The 19,150-nt window shown below is 52.2% G+C and carries 14 protein-coding genes; 9 read left to right on the forward strand and 5 right to left on the reverse strand.

The features are described from left to right. From HQN87_RS30455 to HQN87_RS30465, 3 genes are all read left to right on the forward strand, one after another. Complete coding sequence (locus tag HQN87_RS30455) at positions 1-1,926, forward strand: peptidase U32 family protein (RefSeq protein WP_173140825.1); 1,926 nt, start codon at positions 1-3, stop codon at positions 1,924-1,926. 141 nt (positions 1,927-2,067) lie between these two features. Further along, positions 2,068-3,372, forward strand: a complete 1,305-nt coding sequence (locus tag HQN87_RS30460; RefSeq protein ID WP_436836499.1) for an aspartate aminotransferase family protein — start codon at positions 2,068-2,070, stop codon at positions 3,370-3,372. Between the two features lie 18 nt (positions 3,373-3,390). Then, the gene (locus HQN87_RS30465) at positions 3,391-4,275 is read left to right on the forward strand and encodes a UbiA-like polyprenyltransferase (protein WP_173140827.1); all 885 of its coding nucleotides are present in this window, start codon (positions 3,391-3,393) and stop codon (positions 4,273-4,275) included. A 1,406-nt stretch (positions 4,276-5,681) separates the two neighbouring features. Here the strand turns inward: HQN87_RS30465 and HQN87_RS30470 are convergent. The 4 genes from HQN87_RS30470 to HQN87_RS30485 form a co-directional block, all read right to left on the reverse strand. Continuing rightward, positions 5,682-6,662: a polyprenyl synthetase family protein gene (locus tag HQN87_RS30470; protein WP_173140829.1), complete on the reverse strand. Its 981-nt coding sequence runs from the start codon at positions 6,660-6,662 to the stop codon at positions 5,682-5,684. A gap of 18 nt (positions 6,663-6,680) precedes the next feature. Beyond that, complete coding sequence (locus HQN87_RS30475) at positions 6,681-7,130, reverse strand: hypothetical protein (protein WP_173140831.1); 450 nt, start codon at positions 7,128-7,130, stop codon at positions 6,681-6,683. A gap of 238 nt (positions 7,131-7,368) precedes the next feature. Beyond that, complete coding sequence (locus HQN87_RS30480; protein ID WP_173140833.1) at positions 7,369-9,246, reverse strand: FAD-dependent oxidoreductase; 1,878 nt, start codon at positions 9,244-9,246, stop codon at positions 7,369-7,371. A 48-nt stretch (positions 9,247-9,294) separates the two neighbouring features. Beyond that, positions 9,295-10,200 (reverse strand): FMN-binding protein, encoded by a 906-nt coding sequence (locus HQN87_RS30485; protein WP_173140835.1) that lies wholly within the window; start codon positions 10,198-10,200, stop codon positions 9,295-9,297. A 493-nt stretch (positions 10,201-10,693) separates the two neighbouring features. On the opposite strand from HQN87_RS30485, the gene HQN87_RS30490 reads away from it, so the two are divergent. The 5 genes from HQN87_RS30490 to HQN87_RS30510 all read left to right on the forward strand — a co-directional run bounded on the left by HQN87_RS30490 (position 10,694) and on the right by HQN87_RS30510 (position 15,115). After that, positions 10,694-10,897: a CsbD family protein gene (locus HQN87_RS30490; RefSeq protein WP_173140837.1), complete on the forward strand. Its 204-nt coding sequence runs from the start codon at positions 10,694-10,696 to the stop codon at positions 10,895-10,897. A gap of 239 nt (positions 10,898-11,136) precedes the next feature. Beyond that, on the forward strand, positions 11,137-12,552 hold the full coding sequence (locus tag HQN87_RS30495) for an ATP-binding protein (protein WP_173140839.1): 1,416 nt from the start codon (positions 11,137-11,139) through the stop codon (positions 12,550-12,552). A 100-nt stretch (positions 12,553-12,652) separates the two neighbouring features. Continuing rightward, positions 12,653-13,927, forward strand: a complete 1,275-nt coding sequence (locus HQN87_RS30500; RefSeq protein WP_173140841.1) for an MFS transporter — start codon at positions 12,653-12,655, stop codon at positions 13,925-13,927. 31 nt (positions 13,928-13,958) lie between these two features. Then, positions 13,959-14,624: an oxidoreductase gene (locus HQN87_RS30505; RefSeq protein WP_173140843.1), complete on the forward strand. Its 666-nt coding sequence runs from the start codon at positions 13,959-13,961 to the stop codon at positions 14,622-14,624. Between the two features lie 110 nt (positions 14,625-14,734). Next, on the forward strand, positions 14,735-15,115 hold the full coding sequence (locus HQN87_RS30510) for a RidA family protein (protein WP_173140845.1): 381 nt from the start codon (positions 14,735-14,737) through the stop codon (positions 15,113-15,115). 195 nt (positions 15,116-15,310) lie between these two features. On the opposite strand, the gene HQN87_RS30515 is transcribed toward HQN87_RS30510, so the two are convergent. Next, the gene (locus tag HQN87_RS30515; RefSeq protein ID WP_173140847.1) at positions 15,311-16,075 is read right to left on the reverse strand and encodes a TspO-related membrane protein; all 765 of its coding nucleotides are present in this window, start codon (positions 16,073-16,075) and stop codon (positions 15,311-15,313) included. A 200-nt stretch (positions 16,076-16,275) separates the two neighbouring features. On the opposite strand from HQN87_RS30515, the gene HQN87_RS30520 reads away from it, so the two are divergent. Continuing rightward, positions 16,276-18,732, forward strand: coding sequence for a glycoside hydrolase family 31 protein (locus HQN87_RS30520; RefSeq protein ID WP_173140849.1), 2,457 nt, complete (start codon positions 16,276-16,278; stop codon positions 18,730-18,732). Positions 18,733-19,150 lie beyond the last annotated feature (418 nt).

Genomic DNA, 19,150 nt, shown 5'->3' on the forward strand with positions numbered 1-19,150 from the left:
ATGGCACGTTATTTTAATGGTAAAGAGGTTGAATTATTGGCGCCTGCGGGAACCTTCGAGATCTTCAAGGCGGTTATAGAATCGAAGTGTGATGCGGTGTATTTCGGCGGTCCGGTGCTGAATATGAGAATGATGCGCAAGGGCTACAACCTGAGTCATGAGGAGATTATCGAGGCTGTATCTATCGCCCACAAGCTGGATAAAAAAGTATACGTTACCGTAAACAATCTGTTCAGCGAAGAAGATGTGGAAGAGGCCAGAGAGTACCTGCAGTTTCTGGACGGCGCCCGTCCGGATGCGCTGATCGTGCAGGATATGGCGGTGCTGGAGCTGATCCGCGGGATGGAGCTGAGTGTTCCGGTTCACGCTTCGGTTATGATGAATGTGCATAATCTGGAGATGATCCACGCACTGAAGGAGCTTGGCGTCAGCCGGGTCGTTACCTCGCGTGAGATGGATCTGCAGACAGCGAAGCTGCTTGGACGCCAGAGCGGAATGGAGCTGGAATATTTCATCCATGGTGATATGTGTTCGGTGCACGGGGCGAACTGCTATTTCAGCTCCCAGGTGTTCGGGATGAGCAGCAACCGGGGCAAATGCATGAAGCCTTGCCGCTGGGATTACCGGATCAAGCGTGACGGCTACATCTTCCCTGCGGAATATCCGCTGGCGGTGAAGGATATGTTCATGTATGAGCATCTTCCGGAGCTGATCGAATCGGGCATTACCTCCTTCAAAATCGAAGGCCGGATGCGCGATAAAGAATTCATGGTGATGCTGTCCAACAGCTACGGCGATGCGATTGACCGTTATATTGATGATCCGCTGGGCTTTGACCGTACCTTGGATTCCAAAGAGCTGTACAACAACCGCAAACGTGATTTCTCGACCGCTTATGCTTTTGGCAGACCGGGGTTGACCAATATTAACCGCCGCTATGAAGGGACAGGCAAGTTCTATAGCACCGGCAAAGTGTTCAGTACGCCGACTGCAGAACGTGAGCTGTCCGGGGAACGGGTAATGGAGCTGCGCAAGCGTCTGGCTGAAGATAAGCGCAGTAAGCAGATCAAGCCTGAGCTGGCCGTGCGCGTGAATAATATGCAGCAGGCGCGTCTCGTCCTGGAGATGGGGGTAGATAGCTTGTATCTGCCGGGTGATGTGTTTGAGCCGGACCGTCCTTTTACGAAGCAGGATATTAAGGAGCTTGGAGCAATAAAAGGCCTGACCAAGCTGTATCTGGGCATGCCGCGCATGATGACGGAGCTGCATTTTGACCAATATGATCATTTGCTGAACGGGGAGAGGCTGCCGATTGACGGCCTGATGATTACCAACCTGGGCGCGATCCGCCGCTACCGCGGAACCGGTTATCCGATGATTGGCGATGCCAGCTTGAATGTGTACAACCACTTGTCTGCCGGATTGTATGCCGGACTCGGACTTACGAAGCTTACGGTCTCACCGGAGATGACTCTGGAGCATTTCGCCTCCTTCACCTCGCGCAGTGAGCTGCCGCTGGAGGTTGTGGTGCACGGAACGCCGGCGCTGATGTATATGGAGCATGATCTGTATGAGAACACCGAGGTGATGGAGCCGATCGGGGAAGAAGACAACCAGTTTGTCCGCAATAGTGTGCTGGTGCTCAAAACGGATAAGGGCGAGAACCCGGTCTACCGTGACCAATACGGCCGCTGCCACCTGCTGTTTGCCAAAGAGCTGTGTTATCTGCCGATGCTTGGGGAGATGATGGGACTGGGTATTGCCAGCTTCCGTATTGAAGGGGCCACATACAGCACGGAAGAGCTGCGTACGATCATTGCTGCTTACCAGGCGGCGATTCACGGAACGAAGCTGGAGGATGATCTGCTGGGCGGACTGAAGCCGTTATATGCGGGATACACCCTGGGCTCACTGCAATTTAACTGAACATAATTCAATTTTAAAATAATGCGGTGACAGGTTATAATAAGGTCATATTGTGCAATTATAAGTTATTTTTTTCACAAACCTATGAATTAATTAGTAGAGAGTATCCGATTTGTGGATTCGCATCTTGGATGACCGGCAATGGAAAGCGAGGGAACCTTCATGGAACAGAGCAATATCATTGGAAGAGAAGCGGTAGCCGCCAAAAGAAAGCAGTACTTCTACCCGTGTACCGCACATTTTTACCGGGATGCTCCGCAATTGGTACGCGGCAGTATGCAATACGTCTACGACGAGAACGGTAAAGAATATACGGATTTCTTCGCCGGGGTATCGGTTGTCGCCTGCGGTCACTGTAATCCGGCGATTACTTCCCGCACGATAGAGCAGCTACAACAGCTGCAGCACACCTCAACGGTCTATCTGACTCAGCCGAATGTAGAGCTGGCGGAACGCCTGGAGGGTCTGCTGCCGGGCGCTCTGCGCCGGACGTTCTTCGTCAACAGCGGCTCGGAGGCGAATGAAGGGGCGTTGCTGCTGGCCCGGATGCACACCGGACGCAAAGGCTTCATTGCCCTGGAAGCGGGCCTGCATGGCCGGACCAATCTCACCATGAGCGTGACCGGTCTGCAAATGTGGAGAACCGATGCCTATCTGGATGAAGATGTGACGTTCATTCAGCGCCCGTATCATCCGGAGATGACGCTGGAGGAGGCCGCTGCGCAGTCGATCGAGAGTCTGAAGGCTGTTCTCGCCGAGAAGGGGGATACCATCGCCGCGATGATCGTGGAGCCGATTCAGGGGAATGGCGGGATGATTATGCCTGCACTGTCTTATTTCCGTGAGGTGAAGGCGCTGCTTGAGCCGTATGGCATCCTGCTGATCGACGATGAGATTCAGACCGGCTATGGCCGTACCGGAGCTATGTTTGCGATGGAGCATTATGGCATAGTTCCGGACATTATCAGCATGGCGAAAGCGCTGGGTAACGGAGTGCCTGTCGCTGCATTTTCCACTACGGATGAGATTGCGGCTTCGCTTAATAAGCCTTCGGCCTCGACGTTCGGAGGGAACCCTGTCTCTGCGGCTACGGCGCTGGCTGTGCTGGATTATATCCGTGATGAGCGGCTGCCGGAGCGTGCGGCTGAGCTGGGCGGACGGCTGAAGGCGGGTCTGCTGCTGCTTCATGAGCGTTATCCGGCTGTGATCACCGATGTACGGGGAACCGGATTCATGCTGGGTGCCGAGCTGGCCGGCTCAGAGACAGAGGATGCTGCTGTGCGGACAGACCATGTGCTGGAAGAGATGAAGGACCGCGGATACCTGATCGGCAAAAACGGCATAGGCCGCAACGTGCTCGCCTTCCAGCCGCCGCTCGTTGTGACTGCTGAGAATATCGACGCCATGCTTGCTGCCCTGAACGAAGTGCTGCAAGCGATCCACTGAAGAAAGAGGCATAACATTATGGTACTCATTAATGCTTTTAAGCATACGGCACTTAAATTGAAAATGTTCAGCGAGCTTGTGATGTTCTCCCATACGCTTTTTTCGCTCCCTTTTGCCATCATCTCGATGGTGTGGGCGGCAGGAGGCTGGCCTTCGGGCCATATGATGTTATGGGGACTGATTGCACTCATCGGTGCACGCAACGGAGCCAATGCCTTCAACCGTCTGGTGGACCGCACCTTTGACGGCAACAATCCGCGTACCGCCCACCGGCATCTGCCGCAGCGTCTGCTCGCCGAGAAGGAAGTCATCCTGTTCATCATCATTAACTATGCGCTGTTTATTGTGGCTTCCGGGATGCTGAACCTGCTCTGCCTGCTGCTGTCGCCGGTAGCTATCGTCCTGATCTCATCCTACTCCTATACGAAGCGCTTCACCTTCCTCAGCCATCTGTACCTGGGGTTTGTGATTGCTTCGGCCCCTATCGGCGCCTGGTTTGCAGTCACGGGGAACATCGCCTTCACCCCATTCGTGATCGGAACCGTGGTGATGCTCTGGATTGCCGGCTTCGACATCATCTACGGGACCCAGGACATTGAGTTTGACCGGAAAAACGGTCTATGGTCCATTCCGAGCTTCTTCGGTCTGGAGAATGCGCTACGGATCTCCAAGGGGCTGCATTTCATTATGATTATGCTGCTGCTGTTCCTGTACCTCTGGCGTGATCTGGGCTGGATGTATCTGGTCGGCATCGGGCTGGCCACCGTCCTGCTCATGACGGAACACAAGATTATTAAGCCTGCTAACCGCAAGATGATGAAGGTGGCTTCTTATAATTTGAATCAGGTGATCAGTATGGTGATATTGCTGTGTACGCTGATTGATTATTTTTACGTTAATTAGGTGGTGGGGGGAAGGAGGTTGGGAAGCTGCACTGCGCGGAATGTTTGGACTTCCGGTCGCTGTTAACTTCGGATTCCCTGATTAGAACCGCAGGCCGCGGTAGGAATCCGAAGTTAAAGGCGAACGCTGACGCTCCTCCAGTTCCAAAATTCCTCTCCGTTCCGTCCTAACCCCCCCCCAGGCAAGATTAACTTCAAAAAAAGACAACAGGCCTGCCCAGCGGGGCGGGCGGCAAAAAGCGCGATAAGCTTAGGCTTCGCGCTTTTCTTCATGGCTTCGAGCAAGGGCAGACCTTAAGAGCGCCCCTAAAGGGCGACTCCTCAAGAGTAAATCCAAAAGCAAACCCAAAAGCAAACCCAAAAGCGGGGCAAATGCAAACTACGAGCAACCCCCAACCCCAACCCCAACCCCAACCCCAACCCCAACCCCAACCCCAACCCCAACCCCAACCCCAACCCCAACCCCAGAGCGACCTGATCCCGACCCCCCATTGCTAAACATACTCACGTTCGCTTGTTTAGCGGGGCTACCACCAACTAAAGTTTAAGCTATTTCACTTTGTGCAGTAGAAGCTGGTGTAATTCCCCCGAAAAGCACATCTATTGTATTCTGTGCAGTAGAATTTGCTCGAAGAGGGTATTTTGGGCCGAAGTTCTGAAATCAACTGTATGAAATGCAATAGAATGGGTTGTAGCTCGAGATTATGCGAATTCTAATGTACAGAATACATTCAAGGAACGGAAAAACTCAGTAAAATAGCTACTTTATTGTAAACTCACTCACGTTCGCTGCGCTGCGTTCGCTTATATAGTGGGTAGATGCGATATGAGTGGCGATGTGAGCGGATAAGTGTATTTCGTACAACTAAAAGGCGGCCAGAAGGCAGATTTCGTATGATACATGCATTCTGTACAACTAAAAATGCTGAAAAGTAGCTTTTGTGGGCATTCCAGCCTAAATAGGTGTACAGAGTGCAGTTATAACAATTGCTGCATAGTTATGGACGACTTTAGTTGTAGGAAATACAGTTAGTCGGCCAATGAGGTAAATAAGTTCAGGGAACAAAAAAACGAGCCCTACTCAGGCTCGTTTACTTAAAATGTGTGAATACATATAACGTGGAGGATGGAGTGTACCGTATGCGCTAATACAGCAGTGTGGAGCGTACCTGTATGCACTAATACAGCAGCGTCATGCGTGCAGCATCATGATACAGCAGGGTTAGTTAACTGAACCAATGAAGCTGCACAGACCTTTGCACGGAAGCTGGAGAATGGCTTCACGATGGCGGCAGCAGCAGACTGAGCCAGGCAGCCCCACTGACGGCCTCAGCGCAGGGCAGTGTATCGCTGGCCTATTATCTCTGGCCGTAGTATCGCTGCCCGTAACCCCCTCAGCCCGGCGGCTCAGTGGTCGCGGCCGGCGAAGTATCGCAGCAGGGTCTCCAGATCGGCGTGCGCCGGGAAGCTGGAGAGCTGCTGCACGATGGCATCAGCCTGGGCCAGATAGTCCTGGCTGACGGCCTCAGAGCGGGCCAGGGCATCGCTGCCTTTGATCAGCTCCAACACATGCGCTACATCCCCAGCAGAAGAGGCTGGGCCTATCCTGCGGATGACCGGAGCAAGCTCGGCGTCCTTCAGAGCAATAAGTACAGGCAAGGTAACCTGCCCCTGGCGCAGATCACTGCCAGCCGGCTTGCCCAACACATCCGCCGATTGAGTGAAGTCAAGAATGTCATCCTGAATCTGGAATGACATCCCCAGCGCCTCACCGAAATCGTAGAGGAGCTGGGCGATCTCATCGGTGCTCTCTGCCGATAGAGCGCCTACCTTCAGACAGGTAGCCATGAGCAGAGCTGTTTTGTTACGGGACTTCTCCAGATATTGCTCCAGCGTAAGGTCATAGTCGAAGACATGCTCCATTTGCTGATATTCACCCAGGCATAGCTGGGCCGTGGCCACAGAGGACAGGTCGTGAACATAACGGTCCTTATCCCCCGAATACTTGCTAAGCAGCTCAATTACGCGGGCGGACATATAATTGCCGATATGCACAGCAGATTGAATGCCGGTCTTGGTGTGCAGTGCAGGCTCGCCCCGCCGCAGCTCGGCGTTGTCAATAATATCATCATGAATCAATGAGGCAACGTGGATAAATTCAGCCGCAGCCGATAATTGCAGTGTTCTGCGCCCGGCAGGCTTACGCCCGAAGCGGCTCCCTACAATGACCATCAGCGGGCGAAGGCGCTTGCCGCCGGAGCCTGTCAGCTCGAGAATACTCTGCGCCAGCTGCGATTTCTTGGGCACATCCTTATCGCGGGTCACCAGATTCTTAATTTCATGGTTAATTTCATTCAGGTCAATATTCAAGGATTCATGCAGCTTCATCGTTTGTGTTCCCACCTGTCAAATGGCTTTGCTGGTACGGCTTCGTTGTCTGCGCTCCTGAATGAGGAATTCATCAAACTCCCGGGCCGGATTATGTTCCGTGAACTCTCCATTTGAACGTGCTATCTGCATTTTTTTGATCGAGGGTGCCATATACGCCACCAGATCCAGCTCCCGGCATTTCACTGCAAACTGCAAATAGAAGCTGTATAGATAATCTCCATCCAAAATGTTGCGGGTCAGGTCAGGATGATGTGGGACACATTCCATATGGCGCTGTGCGGCCACGGTAAGAATGGTATAAATACCTAGCAAATGGACTTTGCGGTCATATTCCAGATCATGGCGTTCCACTACCGAGAGCAACTGCTCGCATTCTGCCGGAGAGAGAGACAACTGAATTCCGGCGATCTGGGACATTTCAGCCTGAAGCAACCGGAACGTATCTTCCATGAGTTTTTGGTTCACAAGCTTCTCTCCTTCTGTCGGTTTTGCCGGAAGCAACCATAGCCCTGATTATCCCTACAAAACCATTTTGTTGAAAATCCGCACACAACTGTACTTTCACCTTGTTAAACAAGGAGAGTAATGTGTCCTAGGGACACATTACTCTTAAGAATATCCTATTCAGCTTGCAGCAGCGCAGCATGAGCATACGCCGCTGTTATTAATAAAGTTACTTCTTATACACAAGATACCCGTTTCCTCAGTCGGTATACAGATACCAGCGCCGGACGAGTGGGATCTTCTTCCACTGCTTCTTGAGCCAAGGAAGAACATAGTAGTCCAGACCGAACACGCTGCCGGAGCCGCCGATGCAGGCAATAGCTGCCGCAACATACCAGAGCATTTCTGTTGCTGCCATCTTGGTAGTCCAGATCATGACTGCCATTCCTATAGTAGCCAGGGCAGAGATTGCTGTGAACAAACCAACGATCAGCATAACACCGAAGAGAATTTCGGCACATACCATGCCGATTTGGAACCATTTCGCCAGGAAGGTGTAAGAACCATCCGGGTTGTAGAACATAAGATCCATGAACCAGTTGGAAATATCGTAAATGAAGCCTGGAACCGGGAGAGCCGATACAGCTTCTTTGGCAGTGGATACTGCGGAAGCGGCAGATTGGGCATCTACGGTTGTTTTGACGGCATCAACAGCTACACTGGCAGCTGAAGTGGCGTCTGCATAAGGAGCAGCAGGAATCAGGAAAATCTTATTCGGATCGACCCAGATCTTGCGGATCTTTTCTATACCTTCATATAACCACATTCCCCCCAGAAGCATACGGAGAGGGACGAGCCAGAAGTTCGGCGAGCGCTTGGAGAAGTATCCGCCCACGAAGCTCTTGCGGTTCTCAACATGGAAGAACTCGTGCATCATGTAAGTCCAGACTTTGTTGAAGCCTACAACCTGGGACAGATAGAACATATTGATGAAATGTTTGGACAACATAGCCATGAAGCCGGTCAGCATGAAGAACTTGCCCGGAAGACCAACGTTCGCTACACCGTAGCGGCTGCCGATCGAAACCATGGTGCCGTGGAATCCTGGTTTGTATGCTTTTTTGGGCGTACCTTTGATATCGGCAGTAATATTGCCCGCGATAACCGGAGCCGCCTGTTCAGCATTCTCAACCATTTGTGGAACAGGACGCTCTTCGCCTTCAGGGATGAAGAAGATGTTATCCCCTACAACGTATACGTTCTTATGGTCAACACTCTCAAGGTGTTCATTGGTAACAATACGTTTGCGGCCTTGCTGTTGAACATCAAGACTGCCAACGATTTCGGAGCCTTCAACACCGGCTGTCCAGACGATCGTCTGAGCATCCACGATGTTTTTCTCGCCGAGGGCTACAGAACCTGTGCCTACTTCGGTGATTTTGGCGCCTGTAACAATTTCTACATTCATCTTGCGCAGGCGGGCTTCGGCTTTCTGGATCAGCTTCTCCGGAAGGATCGGCAGAATCTTCGGCGCCATATCAGCCACAATCAGTCTTACTTCAGAAGGATCAATGAAGAATTCCTTGCACAGCTCCTCGCGTTGCTCAGCCATTTCACCTACGAGCTCGACGCCGGTGAAGCCGGCACCGATGATTACGAAGGTCAGCATGGAACGGCGGACTGCCGCATTCTTTTCCTTCGCAGCTTTGGTGTACATGTCGCGGATCTGACGCTTCAGGGCCACTGCATCATCATAAGACCAGAAGGAGAAGGTGTTCTCTTCAGCTCCCGGGATTCCGAAGAAGGTTGGCTTGCTTCCTGTGCCGATTACCAGGTAATCGTAAGCATAGGTGGCTTTGTCGGACTTCAGCTTCTTGTTCTTGAAATCAATGTTGCTGATTTCGTCCAGAACAACATCTACCTTCAGGCCGGCAAAAATTTTCTTCAAGTCAATTTTGATCGAATCCTCTGGTGCGCGATTCGCAGAAACCTCATGCAGCTCAGTCAAAAGAGTGTGGTATGGATTTCGGTCGATCAGTTTAATTTCTACATCTTTGTCGTTCTTAAATTTCTTTGCCAGTTTCTTAGCCGTGAGTACGCCGCCGTAGCCGCCGCCCAAAATGACTATTTTCTTCAAGAGAAACTCACCTCATTCATCTGATTAGCTGCAAAAGGTAGCGAATAATTATTTCGCGCCTTCGAGCGCTTTTTGTGCAAGTGTGAAATATTCACCAACGTGGATAGATACGCCGGAGATAGCATCTGTTTTGCCTTCAGCATCCAGGGTAGGAGCTACGCCTTTATTCTCAAGGAAATACTTCTCGGCCAGTGCAATTTCTTCGTGCCATTCAGCAGCAGCACCGCCGGCTTTCATTCCGTATTTGCCGTCTACAGAATATTGTTTCTTATCATCGCCTGCAGCATTCACACCGCTGAAATTAACAGCGACAACATTACCGTTAGCCACAGTAAGAGCTACAGTGGACTTCCAGCCGGATTTCGCATCCATTTCGCCTTCTGCAGTATATCCGCCGTCTTTGTATTGACCAGCTTCAGCAGGACCGGCAGCAAGTGCAGCCTGTGCAGCGCCAACGAAATCACTAACGTGTACGGATACGCCGGAGATCGCATCTGTTTTGCCTTCAGCATCTACTGTAAGGGCTGCAGGATCTTGTTTTTCAATCAGGAAAGCTTCAGCTTTAGCTGCCTGTTCATGCCATTCGGACTTCGCACCGCCGATTTTAACCAAACCGTAGTTGCCGTCTTCGGACACTTTTTTCTTCAAATCGCCAGCTTTTTTTACATTGAAAGCATTCCAGTCAGCTTTGGTGATTTTGCCGCCTTCTACAGTCAACAATGTGAATGTCTGCCAGCCGGTTTCCGGGTCAGCATCCACTGTTCCGTAGTAAGTTCCGTCCTGGTATTTGCCTGTCTCAGCTGCAGGAGCAGCAGTTGCCTCAGCGGCAGGAGCAGTGGTTGCAGCAGCAGGTGCGGTAGTTGGAGCAGCATTGCCCGAGTTGTTGTTGCCGCAGCCTGCAAGCAAGGTGCCAAGTACCAGGGCGCTCGACAAGATTACAGAAGCTTTTTTCATTTTGATATGACCTCCAAGAAAATAGTTTAAAATATATATATTAAAATGTAAAACATTTTAATAGCTATGGAAGTGATAAAAATCACTTTATAAATGATGAATGTCACACTCAACTCGGTCTTAAGTCCCTTATTGTAGCAGGCATACGACATATATCGGCAGACAATAAGAAAAAATTTAATCATCACGTTTGTTGTTCGATGGCATTTTAGCACAAGCCGGGCAATACACATGTGAAAATAATCACTTAAATGATAAATAAATTTACCTCTGAATTATATCAAATTTGAAAAGAGTTGAATAGCTGTTTTAAAAGACTATTATGTGACAAAGTATGACTTTTTGTGCATCCGTTGCTCGGGATAGGGGTCTGGCTATCGGAAGGCCTGCTCCCGGTCACACGATTCAGGGAAAAGTCATGAGGGTAATAGTTCACTAAGAATTATAAGCATCTGCCAGACTATAATCAGACAACTAAGGAGATGATCTTGTAATGGATAACAATGTAATCAAAGGCAAGTGGCTGCAGTTCAAAGGTGAGGCCAAGAAGCAATGGGGCAAGCTGACGGACGACGATCTGGATGTTATTGACGGTGAAAAAGACAAGCTGGTAGGCAAACTGCAGGAACGTTACGGCCATTCCAAGGATGAAGCCGAAGCGGAATACCATAAATGGGAGCAGTCCCACCGCAGCTAAATAGAAGAGAAGCAAAAGGCGTGGCAGGGCCGGACACCCCGGACTCCTGCCCTACAGGAAGAGCGTAAATCCCAGTGATTTGCGCTCTTCTTCTGTCTGCCGGCATGTCGAAGACTATCCCATACATATACATAACATATACATATGCAATAGCTCCGTGGCTTCATGTTTTCATTCCTCTATATATGATACTATAAATGATATCGGTGTTATCTTATTTTCGCTGCAGGAGTGAAGCCATGGAATATGTCAAAATCTTTTTTGTGAATACCGCCTTACTGATCACACTGTCCTATCTGGCAAATTTAATATACAAATATACCGTAACCTATGCTTCTGAGCCTGTGAAAAAAGTGAGCTGGGTCCTGCTTGCGATCTTCGCCGGTTGGATCAGCACCTTTTTCGGCTACCGGCTGGATGAGCATGTGATTTTTGACCTGCGGTTTGTGCCGCTGATTATCTCGACACTGGCCTACCCGCAGCCGCTGGTTCTGATTATTATCGGTGTCTTGACCGGGCTGACCAGGCTGACCTTCGGAGTTACTGAAGCGGCGCTGGTAGGAGTGCTGAACTTATCAATCCTGGGCTTCATATGTGCCGGTCTGAGCCTCTGGGTACAGCGTTCGGCTGCCTCGATGATGTATAAGGGACTGATTACGATCCTGGTTGTAAATGTAGTGAATGTGCTGAACATCGCTGTATTTGGGGTCATTCCCGCACAGGAATACATAATGAAAATTATGCCGGTTACCTTTCCCGCAGGCCTGGTTCTAAGTGCCCTGTTTGCGCTGATCATCCGCGACTTCCATCTGGATCTGATGCGTACCGGACAGATTGTAAGAGCCAATGAGCTGTTATCTGAACAGACGGAGGAGCTGCATAAGAATAAAATCGTGCTGGAGGAGAGAGCCAAGCAGCTGATGCTCGCCTCCCAGTTCAAGTCCGAATTCCTGGCTAATATGTCTCATGAATTAAGAACGCCGCTGAACAGCATCATCAACCTGTCCCAATTAATTGAAGAAAGCGATGAATCACGGAGTGTGGAGGAGCTGTCCGAATACGGCGGGATTATTCACCGCTCGGGTGAAGACCTGCTGTCGCTGATCAACGATATTCTGGATCTGTCCAAGGTGGAGGCCGGGAAGCTGGATGTCATTATGGAGGACTTGAATGTCAGCGAGGTGCCGGATCTGCTCCTTCAGCACTTCAGCGTAGTAGCCAAACAGAAGCAGCTTACCTTCAGCGTCTCCATGGATGAAGAGGTCCCGGCGGTGATACACACAGATCCCCAGCGGGTACAGCAAATCCTCCGCAATCTGCTCTCGAATGCCTTCAAGTTCACAATGGCCGGCAGCGTCTCCATGAATATCTGCGTGGTGGAACGGCAGGAGGGGCCTGCTTCACGGAGGTGGATTGCCTTTGAGGTGCAGGATACCGGGATTGGTATTCCTCCGGAGAAGCATGATCTGATCTTTGAAGCCTTTGAACAGGCGGATACGAATGTCAGCCGCAAGTACGGCGGTACGGGGCTGGGCTTATCCATCAGCAACGATCTGGCCAGGCTGCTCGGGGGCTTCATCACCTTGCATAGCCGGGAAGGCCAGGGAAGTGTATTTGCCCTACATTTGCCGCTGGATTCAGGGGTTTCGGTATAAACCGGCGGCTCCAACTTTATTTGTGATTTCGGTGTATTGACAGGAATCTGGTGCGGAGTAGAATGAAGCAAAAGCCGCATCAAAGGAGAGTCACCACCCCATGAACATCATGAGAAGCAGGCCGCTGCGGAACCGTCCCAAGGATCTGCGCAAGGCCTCTGTACACCGCAAGAATCTGCAGATCGCAACCTTTGAGGGGATACCGTCCACTATATTCCAGGTGCTGCTGCAAGGCCAGTTTCTTACAGGCTTTCTGTTATACCTGGGTGCCAGCTCCAGTCAGATCGGGTTCGTTCTGGCGCTCACTACGCTGGTGAATGTCGCACAGATTGGTGTAGCGTTCCTGATCCAGAAGCTGCCGAGCCGCAAGTGGGCGATGGTTACTTTCATCGGCCTGCATAGACTGCTCTGGGGGTCTACGGGGCTGGTCCCGTTTGTTTTTCCGCAAGAGCACTGGGTTACCGCCTTCATCGTTATGTATACCATTGCCTTCATTGCCAACACCGCTGGCGGTGTGCTGTGGAACTCGGTCATCAGTGATCTGGTGCCTGCACGGGTCAGAGGCCGTTATTTCGGCATCCGCAATACGTTTCTGAACGCGCTGGGAAGCCTGGTGATGTACGGGGGCGGGATTATTCTGGACCGTTATCCGGGCGGACACGGGTTCCTTATTTTATATATTGTCGTATGGATTTTCTCCGTCTCTAATATCGTGGTGTTCTTCTTCTACCCTGATGTGCCGTTCGAGAAATCTGAAGAGAAAGACTTCCTGCCGATGCTCAGGAAGCCGCTTCAGGACAGGCTGTTCATGAAGTCTACGCTGTTCCTGTCCGCGTGGCTGCTGCTGCAGAATCTGACCGTGCCGCTGTATTCCTATGTCATGCTGCAGCTCCTGCATATCAATTACGAGAAGCTGTCTTTGCTGAATGTCTCGCAGACGGTGTTCATGATGGGCAGCTTCTATATATGGGGGAACCTGAATGCAAGGCACAGCAACAAGAAGCTGCTGCTCTGGACATTGCCGATTATCGCGGTCTCTTCCCTGATGTGGGGTCTGTTGTCCGTGCTGCCGATGCTGCCGGTATTGTTCGCGGCTCATATTGTTTTTGGCGTGGGTGTGGGCGGCTTCAACCAGCTCGCCTTCAACTTCATTATCGGGGATACGCCGAAGCGGGAACGGCCGATGTATATGGCTATGTATGCGGCGCTCACCGGTCTTGCGGCCTTCTTCGGTCCGCTGCTGGGGGGCCGTATCTACGAATGGATTAAGGATTGGCCCGGCTGGATGCAGATCTACGGTATGCAGCTTGTAGTAGGTATGCTTATGATTACCTTGGCCTTGCTGCTGGGACGCCGTATTCTGCGGGATGAATAGAATTGCGGGAGGAATATAAGGAGGCGATCCGGTGACAAGAATTGCGCTGGTACTGGGAGCTACTGGTCTGGTTGGCCGTGCGCTGACAGAGGATCTGCTAAGCGAGGGGAAATGGGATGAGGTTCGTGTACTGGTCCGCCGCCCGCTTGCGCTTACGCACCCTAAGCTGAGACAAATCCAGGTCGATTGGGACCGGCTGGAGCAATATAGCGGGCAATTCTCTGGCGTCTATGCAGTGTTCTGCTGTCTGGGGACGACAATTAAGCAGGCAGGCTCACAGAAGCAGTTCGAGCGGGTGGATCTGGAGTATCCGCTTGCCGCTGCGGCGCTGGCCAGAGCCCAGAATGTGAAGCAGTTCCTCGCGGTGTCCTCTATGGGCGCCAGCACCAAATCGAGAAGCTTCTACAGCCGCACCAAGGGGCGGATCGAGGAAGGCCTGATTGCCGCCGGATTCCACGGTCTGCATCTGTTCCGGCCCTCCCTGCTGCTCGGTGACCGGGAGGAATTCCGGCTGGGTGAACGTGTGGCTGCCGTGCTGATGAAGGGGCTGGATTTCGCCATGGTCGGCCAAGCGGCGAAGTACCGGGCGATTCCGGCTGCCAGGGTCGCCCGGGCGATGATGAATATTGCTCTCGCCGATACAGGCGGCGTTCATATCTATACCAATGAAGTCATTCATGTGATCGGCAAGCATTAAGGTGACAACCAGGGTTTGCAATACACAGACCTCAGGACTTACAATTAGACATACCATTAGAATGTACATGCGGTCCACAGGCCGCGTACAGCAGGCAGGAGGAGTCAGATATGAGTAAAAAACAGGTAGCTACAAACAAAGCCCCGGGGGCAATCGGCCCCTACAGCCAGGCAATTATTGCCGGCAACTGGGTCTACACCTCAGGCCAGCTCGGAATGGACCCGGAGACAGCGGTGCTGCCCGGCAGTGTGCAGGAGCAGGCACGCCAGTCACTCAGCAATGTGAAGGCTATTCTGGAAGAGGCTGGAGCCACGCTTGATCATGTGGTCAAGACCACTGTGTATCTGAAGGACATGAACGACTTCGCGGCGGTCAACGAGGTGTACAGCACCTTCTTTAAAGAGCCTTACCCGGCCCGCAGTGCCGTCGAGGTTGCCCGTCTGCCCAAGGATGCGCTCGTTGAGATCGAAGCGGTAGCACGCAAGAAATAAGATTCAGGCCGGATTCATCCGGCATAGCGAAATCCCCCGCACCTGAAGTTCGAGTGCGGGGGATTTTTTGTTCAAATATTCAACTATAAGAAATTATATGTTGCACACGATAACTTATCCTTCTATTTCTCGCTGAAACGAACGCCGTCCTTTAAGAGGACGGCGAAGCCGTTTCTGCTTGATAAATGCTCAAGATTAGTAACTGCTTCTGGTACGGCGCGGGGTGAGCAGCAGCCAGATGCTGTAGAGCAGGAGAAGTCCGGCGGCAATCAGCCCGGTGAAGAATATAGATTCTGTATCCTTGTGTTCGAGCGCAATGGCGATATACGCCCAGACGAAGACGAGCGGATAGATGCTGTCCCGGTACGGATAGCTGACCAGAACTGCCAGTACGGTGCCGACGCAGAGCATGATGACAGCCCATAGCGAGGCGCTGAGTCCGAAGCCGTCCCAGTTGTTCTTCACCAGCACGACGCTGACATTGACGATGGTGGCTACAGAGATCCAGCCGAGGTAAATGCTGAAGGGCAGCTTAACCAGCCATGTCTCGCCTGTAGTTGGATCTGCAATACTGCGGGTGCGGCGGTAGATGACAATCAGGGAGATCAGCAAAAGCAGCATGACGACCAGGGACAGCTCGATATACAGGTAATGCCAGAGCAGCAGCCAGCCCATATTGAAAATACAGCTCAGCATGAACCAGATGCCTATCCGCTGTACAGAGTCCCTGCCTCCGGTATCGCTGCGGAACTGATAAATAATGAACCCGGCCAGCAGCAGATAGATCAGGGACCAGATAGAAAAAGCATATCCGGCCGGGGTGAGATCGGTGTGATACCTGTCCGAAATCTCACCGGTGCTGTTCCCTCCGAGCGGCAGGGTCACCGAGAGGGTATTGACGGCAATCACACCGAGGAATAGCAGCAGATTTCCCCACTTATAAGGATTAGTTCTAGTCATAGGATCACTCCCCCAACTTCATTATTGTAATGCGTTCTTAAGCCTGGTCTATATTGAATATACCCGCATTGGCAGTAATTAAGACTATTTCGGCGAAAAAATGACCAACAGGTCATAAGATTTGCGGATAGTATTCCTGAGCCCCGGGGTAATATGTAGTCATGAAGAGCCATTAGCGATAGCGAAGGGGGATAAGAAACATGGAGAGCAGTGAGGCGATACGCCCGGAGAAGATGGGACCGCTGGTGATGAAGGAGACCTGGAATACGCCGGGCAGCGTCGTATCCTGGGAGCGTTCTGAGAATGTCTATATTGTCCGCGGGGAATGCGCCGGGTTGGTCTTTCTCTTTTTGAGCGACGATATGTTCCGGATGAAAGTCTTCCATGGCCAGGTGCCGGATCTGACCACCTCGGAGGCGGTGCTGAAGGAGTGTTGTATCCCGCATCTGTTCCCGGTGGAGGAGACTGCAGAGCAGCTCATCTTCACCACCAGTGCCATCCGGCTGGTTATTGAGAAGACCTCGTTCCTGCTCCGTGTGGAGAACACCTCCGGCAAGGTGATTATGCAGCAGAATCTGGCGAGCTGGAATCCCCGCGGGGCAAGTCATGCGGAGTATGATATGCAGCCGGACTCGCATTTCTATGGACTGGGTGAGAAATCAAGCTTCCTGGATAAGCGCGGGGAGCGTTATACGAACTGGAATACCGATGTGTTCGCCCCGCATCTGCCGGAGATTGAAGCGCTCTATGAGTCGATTCCGCTGATTATTCACATGCACGGCGACCTCTCCTACGGGCTGTTTCTGGATAACACGGGCCGGAGCGATTTCGACATGCGTTCGCATGGCGTCGCTTTTACCATTGGCTGCTCGACAGGGGATTACGACATTTATTTCATTAATGGTCCGGAGATGAAGGATGTTGTCCGAAGATATACCACACTTACCGGCCGGATCGCGCTTCCTCCGAAATGGGCGATCGGTTACCACCAGTCGCGCTACAGTTACATGAATCAGCAGGAGGTGCTGCAGCTTGCCCGTACCTTCCGCGAGAAGAATATCCCGTGTGATGTCATTTATCTGGATATTCACTATATGGATGAGTACCGCGTGTTCACCTTCGACCCCGTCAACTTCCCTGATCCGCAGACCATGATCTCGGAGCTTCGGGAGCTGGGGGTGCGGATTGTACCCATTGTTGATCCCGGCGTCAAAAAAGACCCGAAATACGAGGTGTATAAGCAAGGTGTGCTGGAGAAGCATTTCTGCCGCCGCCTGGAGGGCGAGATTTTCTTCGGGGAGGTGTGGCCGGGCATCAGCGCCTTTCCCGACTTCAGCGACAGCCGGACGGCCGAGTGGTGGGGGGATCTGCATCAATACTACACCGATCTCGGGATTGAGGGCATCTGGAACGATATGAACGAGCCTGCGGTCTTCAATGAGACCAAGACGATGGACCTCGATGTGATGCATTTCAACAACGGGCGGCCGGTTACCCATGAGGAATACCATAACCTGTACGGGATGATGATGTCCAAAGCCACCTATGAGGGCCTGGCTGAGCATATGGGGGGCGAACGGCCTTTTGTGCTGACCAGGGCCGGGTATGCGGGCATCCAGCGGTATGCGGCCGTGTGGACCGGAGATAACCGCAGCTTCTGGGAGCATATGGCGATGGCTATGCCGATGGTGCTGAACATGGGGCTGTCGGGGCTGGCCTTCGCCGGACCGGATATCGGCGGATTCGCTCACCATACCTCGGCACAGCTCTTGGTGCGCTGGACGCAGATGGGTGTGTTTTTCCCTTATTGCCGTAATCATTCCTCCATCGGAACGCTGCGCCAGGAGCCGTGGTCCTTCGGGGAAGAGGTGGAAGGGATTCTGCGCGAATTCATCGGACTCAGGTACCGCTGGATGCCGCATTTGTATAATCTGTTTCATGAAGCGGAAGTGAGCGGGCTGCCGGTCATCCGTCCGTTAGTGCTTGAATATCCGCGTGACCCGCATGTGACCAACCTGTGCGACCAGTTCCTGCTGGGCGACAATGTGCTGATCGCCCCCGTCTACCGCCCGGATACGGATCACCGCTCAGTCTACCTGCCGGAAGGCTGCTGGCTTGATTATTGGGACGGGGAGATCCATGAAGGCGGCCGTCATATTCTGGCGGCTGCGCCGCTGCACATTATGCCGATGTACGTGAAGGCCGGCAGCTTCGTAGCCGAAGGCCCGTTGAGACAGTATGCGCTGGAGGACACGGAGGAGATGGTCATCTTCCATCTCTACGGGGCGGAAGCGTCTACCGGGTTCTCCGCAGCCTTCAAGCTGTATGAAGATGACGGCCATAGCTTCGGCTATCGTCAGGGCCAGTATACGGAGATTGCCGTGCAGGCCGAGGGCGGGGACGGAGTGCTGGAGCTGAAGTGGGCCTACGGGGTGCATCATTACAAGCCGCGCAGAGAGAAGCTGCGGTTCGCGCTCTGTTACCCGTTCTTCACCGTTGCTGCGGTGGAGGGTCTGACGGAGATCTCCCTGGAGCAGCTGAATGAGGGAAGAACCGGCTGGGCCCGTAACGGCAAGAACGGCGCGATTATCGTGCAGGTGGAGGATGCGGCAGATGGCGGAGAGCTGCGGATTCAGGCGGATGCGGAGAGGAAGTAGGGCTGGGATAGCAGGCAGCAAAGAACCATCTTCGCCTTTCAGGGGAAGGGATGGTTCTTTGGGCTGTCTGGGAGAGGCTTGCTTGTGCTGGCGGAGAGGAGACCCGTCAGCGAATAGAAATAGCAGTTGGATTTTCTCCACTTGCTGGTTGATGAAGGGCGCTATATGAAACAGCAGGTGGAAAAAGTACACTTAATTCTCTGCATATCTGCCGTAACAGGAAGAGTGGGCTGGAGTAAGTGTCGTTTAACCATTTAATTTCCTCAAATAGCTGAAAGTGGACAATTTAAGATACGATTTTCTAAGCCTGTTGATTACCCAAAATAAGGTAGCAAAAAGGCCGCTGATTCGTTAAAGTGTTTGTACCCCTACAAACATACGAAACGAGGCGACCTCATGAAAAAGTCTACTTCAATAT

This window comes from Paenibacillus tritici (genome assembly GCF_013204885.1).
Classification (GTDB): Bacteria; Bacillota; Bacilli; order Paenibacillales; family Paenibacillaceae; genus Paenibacillus_AQ; species Paenibacillus_AQ tritici.

Coding starts and splice junctions, on each gene's coding strand:
- HQN87_RS30460 (WP_436836499.1), top strand. CDS start 2,068: ATGGAAAGCGAGGGAACCTTCATGGAACAGAGCAATATCATTGGAAGA.
- HQN87_RS30510 (WP_173140845.1), top strand. CDS start 14,735: ATGAGTAAAAAACAGGTAGCTACAAACAAAGCCCCGGGGGCAATCGGC.
- HQN87_RS30500 (WP_173140841.1), top strand. CDS start 12,653: ATGAACATCATGAGAAGCAGGCCGCTGCGGAACCGTCCCAAGGATCTG.
- HQN87_RS30490 (WP_173140837.1), top strand. CDS start 10,694: ATGGATAACAATGTAATCAAAGGCAAGTGGCTGCAGTTCAAAGGTGAG.
- HQN87_RS30520 (WP_173140849.1), top strand. CDS start 16,276: ATGGAGAGCAGTGAGGCGATACGCCCGGAGAAGATGGGACCGCTGGTG.
- HQN87_RS30485 (WP_173140835.1), bottom strand. CDS start 10,200: ATGAAAAAAGCTTCTGTAATCTTGTCGAGCGCCCTGGTACTTGGCACC.
- HQN87_RS30515 (WP_173140847.1), bottom strand. CDS start 16,075: ATGACTAGAACTAATCCTTATAAGTGGGGAAATCTGCTGCTATTCCTC.
- HQN87_RS30455 (WP_173140825.1), top strand. CDS start 1: ATGGCACGTTATTTTAATGGTAAAGAGGTTGAATTATTGGCGCCTGCG.
- HQN87_RS30470 (WP_173140829.1), bottom strand. CDS start 6,662: ATGAAGCTGCATGAATCCTTGAATATTGACCTGAATGAAATTAACCAT.
- HQN87_RS30495 (WP_173140839.1), top strand. CDS start 11,137: ATGGAATATGTCAAAATCTTTTTTGTGAATACCGCCTTACTGATCACA.
- HQN87_RS30465 (WP_173140827.1), top strand. CDS start 3,391: ATGGTACTCATTAATGCTTTTAAGCATACGGCACTTAAATTGAAAATG.